8 protein-coding genes and 1 riboswitch are annotated in these 16,724 nt (G+C 55.5%); of the genes, 3 read left to right on the top strand and 5 right to left on the bottom strand.

The genetic code is table 11. The features are described from left to right. Positions 1-103: 103 nt before the first annotated feature. Entirely contained in the window at positions 104-640 is a 537-nt protein-coding gene (gene gloA / locus FH061_RS12635; protein ID WP_151636184.1) for a lactoylglutathione lyase, read from the top strand. A gap of 247 nt (positions 641-887) precedes the next feature. On the opposite strand, the gene FH061_RS12640 is transcribed toward gloA, so the two are convergent. The 4 genes from FH061_RS12640 to FH061_RS12655 all read right to left on the bottom strand — a co-directional run bounded on the left by FH061_RS12640 (position 888) and on the right by FH061_RS12655 (position 11,502). Continuing rightward, positions 888-3,749: an insulinase family protein gene (locus FH061_RS12640; RefSeq protein WP_151636185.1), complete on the bottom strand. Its 2,862-nt coding sequence runs from the start codon at positions 3,747-3,749 to the stop codon at positions 888-890. Between the two features lie 391 nt (positions 3,750-4,140). Then, the gene (locus tag FH061_RS12645; RefSeq protein WP_151636186.1) at positions 4,141-6,021 is read right to left on the bottom strand and encodes a phage integrase family protein; all 1,881 of its coding nucleotides are present in this window, start codon (positions 6,019-6,021) and stop codon (positions 4,141-4,143) included. A gap of 3,313 nt (positions 6,022-9,334) precedes the next feature. Further along, entirely contained in the window at positions 9,335-10,312 is a 978-nt protein-coding gene (locus FH061_RS12650; RefSeq protein WP_192805041.1) for a ParB/RepB/Spo0J family partition protein, read from the bottom strand. An 8-nt stretch (positions 10,313-10,320) separates the two neighbouring features. Next, positions 10,321-11,502, bottom strand: a complete 1,182-nt coding sequence (locus FH061_RS12655) for an AAA family ATPase (protein WP_151636188.1) — start codon at positions 11,500-11,502, stop codon at positions 10,321-10,323. A 534-nt stretch (positions 11,503-12,036) separates the two neighbouring features. Here FH061_RS12655 and FH061_RS12660 point away from each other — a divergent pair. Then, on the top strand, positions 12,037-13,440 hold the full coding sequence (locus FH061_RS12660; RefSeq protein ID WP_151636189.1) for a replication initiation protein: 1,404 nt from the start codon (positions 12,037-12,039) through the stop codon (positions 13,438-13,440). A 12-nt stretch (positions 13,441-13,452) separates the two neighbouring features. Here FH061_RS12660 and FH061_RS12665 read toward each other — a convergent pair whose 3' ends face one another. Beyond that, positions 13,453-13,947 (bottom strand): hypothetical protein, encoded by a 495-nt coding sequence (locus FH061_RS12665; RefSeq protein ID WP_151636190.1) that lies wholly within the window; start codon positions 13,945-13,947, stop codon positions 13,453-13,455. 384 nt (positions 13,948-14,331) lie between these two features. Continuing rightward, a riboswitch (TPP riboswitch) is annotated at positions 14,332-14,435 on the top strand. A gap of 53 nt (positions 14,436-14,488) precedes the next feature. Here FH061_RS12665 and FH061_RS12670 point away from each other — a divergent pair. Continuing rightward, positions 14,489-16,657, top strand: coding sequence for a TonB-dependent siderophore receptor (locus FH061_RS12670; protein WP_151636191.1), 2,169 nt, complete (start codon positions 14,489-14,491; stop codon positions 16,655-16,657). Positions 16,658-16,724 lie beyond the last annotated feature (67 nt).

The raw sequence follows: 16,724 nt of genomic DNA on the forward strand, positions 1-16,724 counted from the left end.
GGACGCGATATGCCGCCGCTCATCCAGGACAGCTGCGCACCCGACTGCGAAACTTGTTGCGTTTCGATATTTCCCTTTTCATTTGTTTTTCTTGCCGACCACCATGAGCTTCCATTCAGAAAACCATCCCGGCGTTGCCGCCGAAGTGCCCGCCGCCACGCGCGGTTTCGTTTTCAACCATAGCATGCTGCGGGTAAAAGACCCGGCCGTATCGCTGGACTTCTATTCGCGCGTGCTTGGCATGCGTGTTCTGCGCAAGCTGGACTTTCCCGAAATGAAGTTTTCACTGTACTTCCTGGCGCGTATCGAAGACACCGATGCGGTCCCGGAAGAAGAGGGCGCACGTACGAGCTGGACGTTCAGCCAGCGCGGCGTTCTCGAACTCACGCATAACTGGGGTACTGAACAGGATCCCGAATTTCACTACCACGACGGCAATGCGCAGCCGCAGGGTTTCGGGCACATCTGCTTTTCCGTCCCCGATCTGACGGCGGCGGTACGCTGGTTCGACGACAACAAGGTTGCTTTCGTTAAACGTCCCGAGCAAGGGAAGATGAAGGATGTCGCTTTCATCAAGGATCCGGACGGGTACTGGATTGAAATTGTCCAGGCCTCCCTGCTGTCGGGGTTGGGGCGCTGACTTCGCTGGAAAAATCGTGAATTGCGGCAGCGGCCGCGCCGGGCCAGCTTTCGGCTTGATCGTAGCGACCTAGGCTAACGGCGAAAAAAAACCCGCAGACCTTTCGGCTTGCGGGTGAATCCAATTCAAGGAGAGTTGGAGGAGACAGTTCCAAGATTAGTGCAGTGCACAAAAAATGTCTGCTTTCCATTCGTGATATCTGTTATCACCATCTCCTATATCTGATGATATTACTTTCCGCTCGCTGTTATTCCGCAAGGGCAGCCAGCTCAACCAGTTCAAGGCCGGCAAGATCCTGTGCCTTATTGCCTACAAATGCGGCCCGGCTGTAGGGTTGCCCATGCAACCATTTCGCAGCGGCTTGTTTGAGTGTTGCCTCGCTGCATTGCAGCACGGCCTCGCGATAGCGTTGTCGCATATCTTGGTCGATGCGCTGCTGTGCCTGCTCCCACGCCCACATCACGGCGCCGTAAGGTGACCGAGGCCGGTCGAGGCCCTGGATGACGCAGATGATGGCTTCCTCGATGTTTTCGCGCTTCAGCTCCGCCTCGATCACCCAGGCGATCGCTCTTTCGAAATCCTGGTAAGTCGCCGTCAGGCGGGGATCCCGATAAGACGTCATGGCAAAGGTGCCGGTCGCCGGGGAATAGTAGGCATTTCCGCCATAGGCGCCCCCTTCCTCCCGCAAGGCCTGGTGCAGCACGACATTGGTCATCAACTCGCCAAGTACGGCAAGTGCGGCCGCATCGGGATCGGCCAGGGTCGGCGCCTGCCAGACTGCAAAGCAGTGATTGACCTGCGCATCCGCATGCAGGGCGGCATTGCTGATCGCCGCATCCGGCTGCGTTGCCGATGCCGACGTTTTCGAAGGATGCGCCGGGGCCGCCTCCGGAAGGCGGATCTGACGTGCAAGCTCGCTGCTCTGCCCGGCCGCGCCGGCTGCCATGATGGTCAGGGGCGCGCCGAGAATCTGCTGATGCAGTTGTGCCAGACGGCTGGCGATGGCCTTCAGTCCTTGCTCGGATTGCAGCTGCGCATGCAGCGTGCGGAAGAAGGAGAGCGAGGCGACGCCCTTGGCACTATCCTCGAAGCGGCGCAGCGCGGACAAAGGCGCGGATGAAGCATAGCGCGCATAGTCATCGCCTTCATCGGCCAGGCTGTCGCGCATGTTCTGCACCTTGCTGTCGACAAGGAAGGCAATGCGGTCAAGTTCGTCGAAGCGGGGAGCGCGCAAGGATTCGGAAATGATCTCAGCAATTGCCTGCTGCTCCTCGGCCAGGCCCTTCGCGTAGAAGTCGACATGCATGTTCAGACTGCGGTCGGCGCGCTGCGACTGGGTCACATGCAGGTTGATGTCGAAGAAGGGCACCCGCGCATGGCGCCACGCATCGGCCTCCTCGTAAGACATACTGCCCACGCCGAGTTCGGGCACCACTTCGATGTACAACTGCAGCCACGGCCATGTGTCCTCGGGCATGCCCGATACATCGGCCAGCACGCGCGCATAGGCGATGCCATTGGATGCAATCGGTGTCACGACGATGCCGCCATCCGGGGCAGGCAGGGCCAGCATCGGATGCGGCTGCGGATTGACGTCCTGCGGTCGGATGCGGGGCAGCAGGTCGTTGTTGACCGGCTGGCGCTGGCGTTCAAGCAGGGCTGCGGATTCCGCGCGGATGCGCTCCTTTTCCGACTCGGACATGCCGGACTGCAGCGCCGACAGGCGCTCGTCTTCGATGCGCTTGCGCTTCTGGAAGTACTCCGGGTCGGGTACGATCTGTGCGTCCAGACGTGTCGGATTGTCAATGAGTTCACGCACCAGGCCCTTGAAGAAAGCCGGGTCGGCGATATCCTTCTGCAGTTGCTCCAGCACTGCTTCGCTGTCAAACGCATTCATGATGTCGCCGCCGTACATTTCATGCGGCATGGCGCGCAGCAGTTGCCTGAGCAGGTGAGGTGTCGAACCGCCGGTGATTTCCCGCTGGCGGAACCGGATGTCGCGCAGGGTGGCGTCGAGAATCGCCTGCGGAACGCCTTCGCTGGCCGCCTCTTCAAGCGCGCTCCAGATGCGGTCGCGTGCCTTGCCGACCTGCGCCGCGGTCAATCCTTCCATGCCGAGATGGAAAACCATCTGCCGGCCGCCCGCATCGGTGCCGTTCAGCGCGGACGGCCGGCCGTATCCGGCGGACTCCATCGCCCGCGTCAGCGGCGAGGCGGAATTGCCGAGCAGGCCGGCCTCGAGCAATTCGGCGCGGTAGTAGCTCAGCGGGTCTACTGCATCGCCAAGCAGCCAGGCGACTTGCACGCCATGCTCGCGGGCCGGTATCTCGATGCGCGTCTGCTCGGGTGCGCTCCAGGTGACGGCACGTTCGGGCTGCAGGCGAGGGCTGCGGCCCGACAGGCGCGACAGCACGCGTTCCTGGATCTGTGCTTGCACTTCCAGCGGATCCACGCTGCCCGCAGTCATGAAGACCGCTTGCGACGGATGGTAGTGCGAGGCATGAAATTCCTTGAGCGCCGCATGGGTCAGCTCCGGAATGACAAGAGGATCGCCTCCCGATTCGACGGCATAAGTCGTATTGCGCATGAGCTGCGCACTGATGCCGCTGTCGAGCGCCCGTATCGGATCGGCGAAGGCGCCTTTCATTTCGTTGAACACGATACCCTGGTAAGACAGCTTGTCTCCCTCGAGCGAGAGACGCCATCCCTCCTGCAGGAAGTCGAGATAGTCAAGCCGCGGAAAGAAGGCCGCGTCGAGGTAGACATCAAGCAGGTTGAAGAAATCGGTCCTGTCGGTACTGGCAAAGGGATATACCGTCTTGTCCGGATAGGTCATCGCATTCATGAAATGCGCAATCGAGCGGCGCGACATGGCAAAGAAGGGATCGCGTACCGGATACCGGTCGCTGCCGCACAAGGCGAGATGCTCGAGAATGTGCGCGCGCCCGTCGCTGACGTCCGGGACGGTGGGAAAACCCACCAGGAACACCATTTCCGCATCGTCTGTGGCGAGGTGAATGTGTCGTGCGCCGGTATCAGTATCTTCATATTCCTGAACCTCGGCTTGCATGGCAGGAATGTGACGGGTGCGGAGTTTTTGAAATGTCATCGTAAATGCGGCTTGAGATGGGGGAGATAAATTCCGGATCGATAGGAATGAGTGAACGGTAATACAGCCCAGTTCCGGCTGACGTGCGCCATTATGTTCAGTTGCATGTGCAGACGACTTCGGAAACTTCAACTGTACCCTGATCTGCAAGCCATTGCCTGATCTGGCTTGGACTTCCTTGTCGGGCTGCGGTTGCGCTTGTTGTCGTGGAATGTGCACGGGAAGGCATTGCTGCGGTTCATACAACGGAAAACCGGCTGCGGTCTGGTCTTATCGAGAATACAAATCAGTTTTAAACAAGTGAACTAACCGCAATTATTGCAGGGATGCCCTGCTGATTTTCCTTTTTGAAGGATCGAGCGACGGAATCAATGGGATCTGTGCCATCCTGTTAAGACAAGGAATCGGGTCTGATATGACGGAGCCATTCAGTACTTGCTGCAACAAATACGTTTGGCCCGTTCCCGTCATGAGTGGCAGCGCACCGTTCGAAGAATGATTTCAGCTGCCCATACAGGGTGCCCGGCGAGATACCCGCCCTTGGATCGAGCCTTTGCAGGCGTAAAGGACTCCAAGGCGCCCGCTCCGATATATCGGTTGCCGTACCGATCAGGAATACCCCATGATTTGACGGCTCCATGGGGTCCGGATGAAGTCCGCGGGATGCGAGGTAATCCGACACCAACTGCATGAAAACGTCATCCATATCGAATCTTTGCCGGATGCCAGACTTGTCGAACACAAGTTGCCAGCCGGCGGTGCCAGGTTCACCTTCGGCTGCCGGTCGACATAATGTATCGACGCGGCAGGTCACGACATCGGCAAGTCGCAAACCGGTCAGTTCAATCAGTTTCAATGCAAGCCGCAGGCGCCGGTTGGCCGAGCTGTCCGGCAGGCTTGCCGCCTCCCGCCACAGGTAGTTCCACTGTTCCGGCGTCAAGGACTTTTCTGCTGGCTTGGCAGTTGCCGTGACGGTTTCCCGTGATGCAGCGGACACCCCAAGCCAGGGATTGGCATCGAGATAGCGCTGTTCGACCAGGTAAGCGTAGAGACTCTTGAGTACCGTGGACGCATGGCGACGTGCCGCAGGAGAGAGGGGGCCTTCAAATGGACGCCATAACGGACTCCACTTTTCCCGCCCGCGCTTTCCGCACCATATCTCGGCCGGTACGGGATCTGCGATGAATTCGAGGTAGCTTTGACAGTCTCGCCGCTCCATGGAGGAGAGCGCGATCCGTCGCTGCATGATGGCCCAGAGCAGAAAACGTTCTGCTTCCCTCAGATAGGAACGCTGGGTATGCGTAAGCTTTTTCGCTTGGGTCCGTGTCGGCCCTTTGGAACCTCCCTTGGCATGTATCCAGCAAAAGATGGCTTCGACATCGTTCACCGCAGCGATGGCACACTGCTCCTGCGGAAGACGATGCGTCCCGGAAGAACCGTCAAGATGGCCTGGAATGATCAGTTTTTCGATAGGGACAACAGCCGTTGCGGCAGGAACGACCTGGGCAAGCTGATGTCGGCTCAGTGCCGCGCGCGGCGTGTCGACATGGTCTCCGGGCGCCATGCCGATGCTGTGTTCATGCGCCCGCAGCCACGCAACGATACGATCGGCCTTGCCTTTCCCGATCGCTTTCACGGTCACCCACCAACGGAATCCCACGCCATTGATTCGCTCGATCAGCAAGCGCAAGGTGGAAAGTCCGGCGGCATCCAGCCGACGCGCCAGGTCGGGGTTGAACCATGCTGAGACGGGATCATTGGCAAGCGGAGGCTGTACGGCAAGGGCCTCGAGCCAGTGTAGGGCTTCAAGCTGCTTGCTGATCAGTCGCCTGCGACGTGACTGGGGTGCCCGCAGTTTGCCATATTGGCTCTGGTAGTGCTCTATCTGCTCTGCTTGTGAAAAATCTTCCAATCCGTATTCGAGGGCATGTTCCTCGAGGGTCGGAAGTCTTTCCGTTTTATCTTCGATGCGGTTGGGATCGATCCGAATCAGGCGCGCCAGTCCATGCCGTTCGCTTCGCCGTGCAGCAGCTGCAAACTCATCCCTGATCCACTGGATGGTACGGTTCACATTACGGATGTCGTCATGTTCTCCTTCCACCCTTAAATAACGGTTCCAGCTCTCCCGCGTATCCAGGCCCTGCACGACAGCGCGCATGAACGCAAAATGGCCGATATGCAGACGGCGTGCTGTCGCTCCCTGAACAAGGGCCGCGAGGGAGTGTGCTGTCTTCACCGGCACCGCAGCGGGTGCCGCATCTTGAATTGCCATGATAGGTTAAATCTTGAGTGCCATACCGGCGACGGTCATTATCATTGATCGTGAAAATTGTTGCAACCGGACAGCTTTCTTGACTATGTTTAGTGCTTTTCCTTTGTTTTCAAGTATTTACCTTCAGGATTTCGTTCAGTACCCCATCTTTCCGCTGCTTCTAGCTACGATCCACTTGCTTGGCAGGGTGTGTGGCATATGCGGCAGGCGCCATTACTCTCAGCGGAGTCAGCCTACGCACGCTGCATTTGCCAGGCATCACGGTTCGCAGTTGCACCGTAAGGCGGAGGGGCGCACACGCAGACAGTCCATAGAGGAACGTAGATAGGGCTGGAACACTTGAGCTACGCAAACACAGCCTGGACCAAAGCGCGTTTGCCGTAATGGTTCGTTTGCCGAAAAAATGGAGAACAACAAATACTGGATGCAATGATTCATTGCATTCAGGATGCCACTGCTTGCAGATTTGCGGTTGTCGACCAGATTTTGGATGTAAATCCGTGACATCGGATCAAATTTATGGAATGTCGGCCTAGAGTGCTTTCTGCCTGACTCGTTTAGGCGAAGCGGTCGGATTCTGCGTGCAGAACAAGATGTGGTAACGCGACATGACTAGCTCAGTGCCTCCTTACCATGGCAAGCTGGTATAACGCCGTGCTGCGGGTAAAACATCCTTGCACCCCAGCACAGTCAGGGCGAAAGCGCTCCAGCACTCTCGGCGCCAAGGCGCTCACCTCTCAGCAGCGCTTTTCCGATAGATGTTTCAGACAGCATCGTAACCTGTACGTGACGTTTTAATTCCCATGCATGAACTAAGGTGAGAAGTTTTGGGAGGTTGAAAAGGGTGTGGAGTATGTGAAAGACAATCCCGTTCAGTAAGGAAGGTTGTACGGTACAAGTAGCTGCGTTCCGAAAATGTGAATTCAGCATGGAGAAAACACTTTCATATACCCGTCTGCAGCAGAACAATCGAGAAGGCAAGCTGTATTAACCCTCACAAGCCTTAAACTCCATCGTCGGGGAATGCTGCCCGTATGTCGTTGCAATTAGGGGAAGGCATTCACCTTGTCCACCGGTCGATGCTCGCTAAGGCCAGCTGCATAGCATGGCAGCAGAACGTCACGCAGCCTATCAAATGTCCTAGGCTGAAAATTTCTACTTACATCTTCACAGCAAGCACTGCGACGATGGTGGTGAGTCACATTGAGTTTACCCGCGCCTTGAGATTTCACACCAAAACGAGAAGCAGTACGGATAGGCGATTTGAGTCCTCAGACTAGTGGTGCGAGTTGAAAATTTGTTGATCAAATGGTGGACGAGAATCATGCCGATACGGCGTCAACAATGCGCGCAACGAATGATAAGGCGCGGCCCAGCTGTGCTTTTTCCTTGTCTCAACATGATTTCGCCACATTTGCTTTCAACAAATTTCCAACTCACACCACTAGCTCACCTCGACACATCTGGTTTTGACTGATCTGATAAAAAGCTTGCTTGTGTTAATTGTGCGGGCTCTACTACAACATTGCGAACGGGGACACGCGGCATGATCTAGTTCAACGCCTGATACTCGTTGTAACACCAGGGTCTACAGCAAACTCTCACCTTCGCAATGCATTTATGCCTTGACTGCATTAAACGAAGCCGACTTTGTCCGAGAAACAACGCGTGTTAAGAGCAAGCGCAAGCGCGGCACACTGGTATGCCTAAGAGAAGTGACCATTCCTACTCGCAGTACCGGAGGCAAACCTTTCAAGATCCTTCATCCGATTACGACGAAAATACGCCAAGCCATCTGAGATAACCTGTTGTATGGTCTGGATCGCGTTTGTGATGAACGGTGTGCTAACTGTCTGGGTGCCTTCCACGAAGTAATTATTAAAGGTAAGCAACACCTTCCAATGGATGCCATCTCATTTAGACGAGGGAACAGCTAGATCGGTATGCCGCAGTTATGGCACAGGCAACAGCATCAGCCTTGCTTTTGATGCGAGGCATTCCAGACGGCCTTTTTGTTCACCGGAAATTCGTTGGCATACTCAGGAAAGTCGATTGGTAAGGCAGCAATAAATGACTGTCTAGCACTTGTGCAACAAAGGTGAGAAGTTTTGGGAGCTTTCTTGAGTCTTCTTTTTTGCAAGATATATTCGGAGCATGGGTCCATTTGGCTCGATTAACACCCTCCGGATATTCTTTCCAAGCATCGCGTTGAACATCGCAATCCCTTTTAGTAGGCTCCGCCGCAGGAAAGGATCTTTCGTTTGCGAAGTCAAGAGAATAGGAAAGCTAGACATCTGAATGATGGTTTGATGGACTAGACTGAACTTTGCGGTTGCCAAGACAATGCTCAGCGCTAGGCGGTCTGGCGTGGCTGATCCGGAGGACATGTCACTGCTAGGCGGTACTAGATGCGACATGGCGAAATGGCGAGCCTGGCGCATTTCGGGAATATCATGCATCACGCCCTATATCGATCTAGCGCAGGAGTGCCAGAAGATTTCTGGCAGCATCAGTATGTTTAGGGAATAGGTCCTGTCTGGGAAGCTCAAAATCGCTTTGGTTGATGCGAGCGGGAAACTCGATACATGATGGACAATGATAGATTGGCCTCACCCTGACCCACCTATGACCCCGGACAAATTCCACCGGCCTGTGCTGCAACTCCTTGCCATGGCTGGGCCATGTCGTGATGTCGCGCCTTACTTGAGCAGTAATCCGCCTCGGCTAGACCGGTGAGGACGAAAGCGCTCTCGCAACGAGCCCACCTAGCTCCAACTAAGCATCTTTGTATGCGTTGCCTATGGAACCAACGTACCAATCAAGCGTTGAAAAGTACTTAAAACGAGACATCGGGGGTGAAATGGGCACAGGTACGTGTGTTTGGATAGGTTTCGTCAGGTGATGTATGGATAGGAAATTGTCGTGCGATTTTTCAGGTGAGAAGATTTGGGAGCGTCTCGACTGTATTTCCAGATGGCCATTATGCGTTTCTCCTGTCGCCACCTTTTGTAAAAGAAAGGTTAGTGAACACGGCTTCGCTTAAACACTGTTTCGCCCCAAGTAGCACGCACCACGCGCGATATGATGGTCTTTGAGTACGCGGAATAGTTCGCTTGAAGACAGAAGTTCGAAAACCGTTGTGGAGAATTATGAAGAAGGGAATGTCTGCCCAAACAGAAGCGTAACTTCAAGATATATCCAACGCCTGGAAGCTGGATTGTACGGTACAAGGCAAGAGGGACACGATGGAAAAGAAAAAGGGGTTGTACGGTACAACCCCTTTGGAACTATGCAGATAATACTGGCACAGTTTCTAGGCGCCTAAAAAACCTTTAATCAGTTCACCGAGCCGCTTTGTCTGGGCGCTATTCAGAACACCTTTGTTGAAATGGATCGAGACCTGCCCCCGATTAGTGACAATCTTCGCCACTGCGCCACCGTCCATTTCAATGAGCTCTTCTTTCGGCGAATTCGAAAACTGACCGGAAAGGACTTCGAACACTTCTTTCGCCGTCTGAGCGACTGACCTATTGGCTGCGAGCTCACTTGCTCGCTCCAAAACTCCGTCCGGATCTCTTTGCAAAGCATCATTTAGGGTCTTGGCCCAACGGAATTGCAAGTCGAGCGGAGAAGCAAATGCTTGAACGACGACTTCGGGCAAGTCTGCAAGACGAAGCGCCTTGCTAAGATTGCCAGGATCGACACCAATTTCTCTCGCCAACTGTTCCTGCGAGGAGAATAGTTGGTCGTTAAGGGCGCGCCGATACATCACCCCTTGCTCCCATGGAGAAAGATCAGCACGAGTACGGTTCTCGCGCTCCATCTCCTTGAACAACTCCTGATCACTGACCGCTTCTACAAACGCCAATACCGGAAGCCCCAGTTCCAGACAGGCCTGATGCCTGCGATGACCAAATACAATTTCATAACGGTCAGGACTATCCGCAAGAGGGCGTACCTTGATAGGCTGCACATTGCCGCCCGCACTACGAATTTCTTCCTTCAACGCAGAGAAGTCGGCGTGTTCATAGCTGCGCAGATCTCGATTGGCCCAACGCGAAGCCTGGATTTTATCCGCTTCAATAAGGCGCACTGGGAGGGTACCTTCATATTCCTTCAGGCGAGCTTCAAGTACCGCCAACTTCTCATTACTCTCTTTCATGAGAGAGTTCACCATCAGCATCTGGCCCGGGCCGGTACGCAACGGCGCAGTACCCGGCGCAGCCTCGCTCTTATTAGGAACAAGAAGACCTTCTGTTTTCTTTGCAAGCCGGTCCTTGATTGACATCATGCCTCTCCTTAATCCAACTGTGCCATCCATGAGTTCCTGATCGAAACCTCGACCAAGTCATTCACGCGGTCATATGCGTCCCGCGCCCTACTGTACGTTTTCATACTGCCATCGTATCGACTGATGTCATAAACAGTGCCAAATTCCGCTGAACTGGAAGAAGTCACCGCTGTTTTTGGAATCTCCACCGGCAGCACCTTCTCCGCATACGTGGCCGATATCCAGGAACGAACCACGTCGCTGGCGACATCCGCAGAGTCGACGCGTGCCAGTAATACGTGAATAAAATCGAAGGTCTTGCTGATACCCGCACTCTCAACCAGATTCGATGCCAAATCGCTGAACAGGCTCCAGAACTGGGCAGAGCTCGCAAAGTCGAGTGCATTGGGGGGAAGCGGAACCATCAGTCCGTCTGCTGCCATGAATGCGTTGATCGTGACGTAGGACAGGGAAGGCGGGGTATCGATGATGATGACATCATAGTCGTCACGTACATCTTCCAGTCCCAGATTCAGTACGTCCCAGAACTGGAATTCGGGATCTTTCATCTGTCGGGAAGGCAGAACGAATTCCGCCGAAAAGAGACTGGAAGATGCCGCCACCAGATCGATGCCGTCCCAATACGTCGACTGAATGGAAGGCCGGATCGACGTTGTATCGCCATACACCAGCGGAGCAATGGTCTGGTTTTCATTGACTTCGGTGTCCGGCATGATCCCGAAGAGAGTAGTGAGGGAACCCTGCGGATCAGCATCCACGACAAGTACTTTGTGTCCACGCAAGCTCAGGCCTTGTGCCATCACCATTGCCGTGGTCGTCTTGCTGACACCGCCCTTGAAATTACCGATGGCAAGCGTGATCGCACGCGCACCTTCAGGCCGTAGGTAGGCCGCCCGGTATTGCTGGACCCAAACACGAGCTTCGAGCAAGGAAAACTCCCGGCGAGAACCTTTATCATTGAGCTGGCCGGCGGGTAGATCCCCTTTGCTGATACGATAAGCGACCTGCCCTTTATCAATTCCGCACAAGCTGGCCAACTGCGTCAGCGAAAATACAGGCGGATTCTTGATCGTATTCGGAGCGAGCATGCGCGACCGGATCTGGTTCACCATCTGCGCTGCTCGCTCTGCCTGTTCCACAATATCGCTGATATGTATTTTCTGCGGACTATTTACGTTCGGTGAAATCATAGAATCCCTGTTGGTTCGCCAAGAAAACTACATTTTACGACAAAGACTTATTTTCCACTAACAAGACATTATTCGATTTTTTAAAAAATTCCCGAAAATCGTAAAAATCATGAGTAATGTGTGATGAATTGAATGCTATATCCGTTCATGGCGCTAAAAATAATAAAAATCCTAACATCTCTTTAACATCTATAGGGTCGTAAAAGTCTTTATATATCAATGGCTTATATCAGTTTCGGTGAGAGCTTTTGGGGGGTGAGGTGAGTGAATTTGGGAGCTGAGGTGAAAACAAATAGGAATCATGGTGAGAGCTTTTGGGGCAATGAGTGAGTGGATATGGGGACGAATGCAAATTCTGCGGGGCAAAGTCTTCGCGCTGGCGGACGGATGGAAAGGTGAGAATTTTTGGGAGTCGTAGAAAAGCGTCGACTCACCTCATTTTTTAATAAAATTTAACCGCGCGCAGAAAGGTGAGTTTGCTTTTCCTTTAGGCTCACTATAGACTCTTGCAGAGTTTCCATTTCCCTCACGACGATGGCCGACAACGCAACGACAACCCGGCGCACGCGCAACGCCAAAAAGACTGGCGAACACGATTACCTTTTGCGCAAGCCGGTCAATACCCTCGCCATCGTTCCAAAATCCGAAAAGATCACGGTAACCGCACGCAAGATCTATAACGTGATGCTGCAGTATGCGCAGCGGCAAGGGGTGGAGAAGGAGCGTTACCGTGCACGCCTGTCCGAAATCGCCATCGGGATCGATTTCAACTCCAACAACACGGAAGTCATCAAACAGTACTTCCGGCAAATGGCGACCACAGGCGTGGAATGGCAATCCCCAACCACCGGGGAGGGTGCGCGCTGGAGTATTTCCGCACTGATTGCACACGCCGACCTGATACAGCGCGGCAACGAATTGACACTGGAATGGAGTTACGCCCCCAACATCAAGCAGGAACTGCTGGATCCCCAGCGCTTTGCCAAGATGTCGCTCCAGGTGTTGGCAGCGCTCAACACCATGGCTTCACTGGTGCTTTACGAAATCTGCTGCCGTTACGCTGACAATCCGGGAGGCTTGACGGCGCGGCAGGCATGGTCCTGGTGGCGGCCGGTTCTGACCGGTACTCCGGACAGTCCGGCCAGCGCCTATCAGGAATACAAGATATTCAACCGCGACGTGGTGAAAAAAGCAGTGAAGAAGGTCAATGAAGTAACCGATCTCGAAATCGAGCTCATTGAACACAAGAGCGGTCGTTCGGTACAGGATCTGCAGTTCCGGGTCAAGCGCAAGCATCCGCAACTGGCCCCGGCGGAACGTCCGATCGAGCCGGTGGATCTAAAAACCATCGGCAACATGATTCGTGCCGGCATTCCGCAAGACAGGGCGGAAAAACTCTTGCTGCGCTATGGCGCGAAGCCGATCGACGATGCGATTGAAGTCATGAACGGACGTCATCGCCGCTCCGACATGGAGCCTGTCCGTACACCCGAAAAATATCTCACTGCGATTTTACAGTCCGGCCAGTTTGGCGCCGAAAAGCCGGCCGCTGCTCCGGCACGCAAGGTCTACGATACCAAGGCGGAGCGCTTGAAACTGATAGAGCAGTTCATGGCGATGAAACGTGCCCAGCTCAACGAGATGTTTCAGGAAATGCCCGAGACAGATCAGGCGCAGTGGATTTCCAGGTTCGAGCAGGAAAGTCTTCCGGCAAGCGGCGCCATTCGCAAGGCGTTCCAGACCAAAGGCATCGCCAGCCAGATCGTCAGACCCGTGTTTCTTAAATTTCTGGGCAACGCGATTTGGGAGGACGGCTGGGAAAAGCCATCGGATTATGAACTGACCGACCTTGCCATCCGTATCAAGAATGAGCAGCAGGCGTTGGCCGATCAGCGTTACAACAGCAAGGGCAGGGTGGAGCTCGGAGTGCTCAAATAGCCATGTCCGGTTTTATGCTGCGCGGCTGCTGTCTTTCCTGAAATAGCGGCGGGACCGGCCATCACCGACGGTGCTGATATCGCCGCTTTTGGCCATTACGCTCAATGCATTTGCCTGACGCTGCGAAAGCTTCTTGGTCTGGTCCGCAGAAGGGGAAATGCCAAGCGCCTTGATGGCCGCCGAGAGAATTTCAGCGGGAGACTGCGGGTCGTCGGTAAGCAGGCTGGGCCAGAAATCCTTGCCCGTGGACGGCAGCTTGTCGGCACCGCCTGCGCTTGCCGGCTGAGTGCGGCGCTTGCCCTGGCTTTTCGGTGCCGCGGCGGATGACCGCCTGGTCTTGGTGGCGACGGGAGCATTGCCGTCTTCGTTCAATACGGTTTGCACGCTATGCACCTTGGCAAGCGCATCCTCAAGAGCCTCTACCTTCGACTGGTAATAGGCAAGGCCTTGCCTGGCGTGATCGAGTTCGGCTTGTATTGCCTGTTCGGCAGACTTGAGATTTGACATTTTCTACTCCTCCTAGGATGTTCATGGCCGTCTTCGCATGAGTTCAACTGCCCCGAGCACTGCGAGATGGCTATTTTTGCGCATTCGGGCTGCGTTGCAAAGCCTGCTCAGGCGAATACATTAACTTTAACAAAACTTTTAATAAGGTACTTTAAAACACAAGATAAGTCTTAACTAATTTTGCTATTTATTAAAAGAAATTGATCGAATGCGTGAACATGTGAGCCAGCGCTCATCGAAATCGAGGCGATTAAAACCGATACATATAGTCAGCCAGGCACCAAATCTTCTTGGAACATACAGCTGAAGGTTGTTCCGAGTGAAAGTCGGTCACCAGGTATTGCTGCAAGGGCAGACTAAAGATACGCGCTCGTGATAGCATTCAGCCCACGCTAGGGGTCCTGAAGGAATGAACATTCTTCGGGTGAGATAAACCCTCCGTACCTGATCTGGATAATGCCAGCGTAGGGAAGCGCAAAGCTGATGCTCTTGTTTGCTCCTGCGCCGGACCGGATCGGCCATCATCTTCACCGAGCAAACAATGACCATTTCGCATACCCCCCACGCGATCGTACTTCTCACCGCAATGCAGGCGCTTGCAGGTTCCGCACTTGCCCAGAACCAGCAGCCCGGCAATGCCGAGCAGGTGCTGCCTCCCGTTTCCGTTTCCGCTTCGAGGATGTCCGGCGAAGCTGCCGATTCCGCCGGCATCGGCAGCTTCGGCCAAGTGCCTCTTCAAGCGACACCTGCGGCCGTAAGCGTCATCACCCGGCAAGAGATGCAGGAACGTGGCATTCGCCAGACGACCGATCTCCTGAGGCTCGATGCCAGCCTGAACGAAGCCTATAACGCGATAGGCTATGCCGAGCAGTTTTCCATCCGCGGTTTCAACCTGGATAACGCCTCGAGTTACCGCAAGGATGGAATGGAAATTGCCGCCGATGCTTCCATTCCCCTGGAAAACAAGGAACGCATCGAAGTGTTGAAGGGGCTGGCCGGCTTGCAGGCCGGCATCGCCACGCCCGGCGGCATCGCCAACTATGTCACCAAGCGGCCAACCGCGGAGACGCTGCGGACTGTCACGCTTGAAGCGCGGGAGCGGGGCACGCTGTATGGCGCAATCGATCTCGGCGGACGCTTCGACGACCGGCGCTTTGGATATCGCATCAATGCCGCCGCGGAGAAACTTCGCTCCTACGTGCGCGGTGCCGATGGCGAACGCCAATTCGTTTCTGGCGCCTTCGACTGGCGCCTGACGCCGCAAGCGCTGCTGCAACTCGATCTCGACTATCAGCACAAGTCCCAACTCTCGGTGCCGGGCTTCCAGCTGATCAACGGCACCGATCTTCCCACCGGCGTTTCGCCGCGCACCAACCTCAACAACCAGCCATGGAGCCGGCCGGTGAAGACCGACAGCGCCAACGTCGGACTGCGCCTGGATTACCAGTTCAATGCGGACTGGAATGGATCGGTCGCGGTCAACCGGCATTCCTTCCGCCGCGATGACTTCGCCGCCTTTCCCTTCGGCTGCGCCGCGGGAGGCTTGTTCTTTGGCTTCTGTGCGAACGGCGATTATGATGTCTACGATTACCAGAGCGAAGATGAAGCCAAGTCGCTGCTCGCCACCCAGGCGATGCTGCAAGGCCGTTTCGCCACAGGTGCCCTGGCGCATGCGGCAACCGTCGGCGTTTCAACGCTGCGCCGGCGCGATGATTTCGGCGACTGCGTATACGGAACGGCTGATTGCCTCGGGTCGGCATCGAACGGCACCAGCAATCTCTATGCTCCGGTGGCGGTAGCGCCATCGGCCATCAGGACGGGTACGGTGCGTCTGCGCCGCAGCGGTGATGAACATTCACTGTTCGCCAATGACATCATCAGCCTGTCCGAAGCCGTGAAACTGCATGCCGGCGTGCGTTATACACATATCGAACGTGATCAGTACGACCCGGCCGGAGCACGCGTGAGCCGGCACGACCAGGGCTACTTCCTGCCGAATGTGGCGCTGGCCTACTCGCCGCGCACGGATTGGACGGCGTATGCCTCCTATGCCCAGGGCCTGGAACATGGAGGCGTGGCGCCGCTGTTTGCCGCCAACGCCAACCAGGCGCTCGACCCGAGCAAGTCAAGACAGATTGAACTCGGCATCAAGATGGCCGTCGCCGACCAATGGCAGCTGGCTGCGGCATTGTTCCAGATCCGCAAGCCGCTCGAGTATACCGATGCCGATTTCGCCTATGTGCGCAATGGCGACGCCGAGCATCGCGGCCTGGAGTTGTCAGCGCAGGGCCGGGCGACACGCAATCTTTCGGTCGGCGTCAGCCTGATGGCCCTGGACACACGCCAGGAGAATACAGGTGTGGCCAGCTTCGACGGCAAGCGCACGACCAACGTCCCCAGGTTCAAGTCGATCGTCCATCTCGATTACGCGGTGCCGCAGCTGACCGGACTTGCCCTGAACGGCAGCTGGCAGTATGCGGGCAGCAAGGCCTTCAGTCCCGACAACAGCGTGACGGTGCCCGGATATCATCTGTTCAATATCGGCGCACGCTATTCCACACGTGTCGGCGGCATGGCAACCACGCTGCGTGCGAGTATTGATAACGTCGCCGACAAGTTCTACTGGAGGGATGTGACGCAGTCGCTCGGCGGTTATCTTTTCCCGGGAGCGCCGCGTACCTTCCGGGTGTCGGCGCAATTCGACTTCTGATCAGGGTAGGCAGCAGCGCGTTCAGCATTCATGCCGGCACATGCGCCGGCAGGTTGCCGCATCAATG

The organism is Noviherbaspirillum aerium, from assembly GCF_008929045.1.
Classification (GTDB): Bacteria; Pseudomonadota; Gammaproteobacteria; order Burkholderiales; family Burkholderiaceae_D; genus Noviherbaspirillum; species Noviherbaspirillum aerium.

Coding starts and splice junctions, on each gene's coding strand:
- FH061_RS12645 (WP_151636186.1), bottom strand. CDS start 6,021: ATGGCAATTCAAGATGCGGCACCCGCTGCGGTGCCGGTGAAGACAGCA.
- gloA (WP_151636184.1), top strand. CDS start 104: ATGAGCTTCCATTCAGAAAACCATCCCGGCGTTGCCGCCGAAGTGCCC.
- FH061_RS12650 (WP_192805041.1), bottom strand. CDS start 10,312: ATGATGTCAATCAAGGACCGGCTTGCAAAGAAAACAGAAGGTCTTCTT.
- FH061_RS12655 (WP_151636188.1), bottom strand. CDS start 11,502: ATGATTTCACCGAACGTAAATAGTCCGCAGAAAATACATATCAGCGAT.
- FH061_RS12665 (WP_151636190.1), bottom strand. CDS start 13,947: ATGTCAAATCTCAAGTCTGCCGAACAGGCAATACAAGCCGAACTCGAT.
- FH061_RS12640 (WP_151636185.1), bottom strand. CDS start 3,749: ATGACATTTCAAAAACTCCGCACCCGTCACATTCCTGCCATGCAAGCC.
- FH061_RS12660 (WP_151636189.1), top strand. CDS start 12,037: ATGGCCGACAACGCAACGACAACCCGGCGCACGCGCAACGCCAAAAAG.
- FH061_RS12670 (WP_151636191.1), top strand. CDS start 14,489: ATGACCATTTCGCATACCCCCCACGCGATCGTACTTCTCACCGCAATG.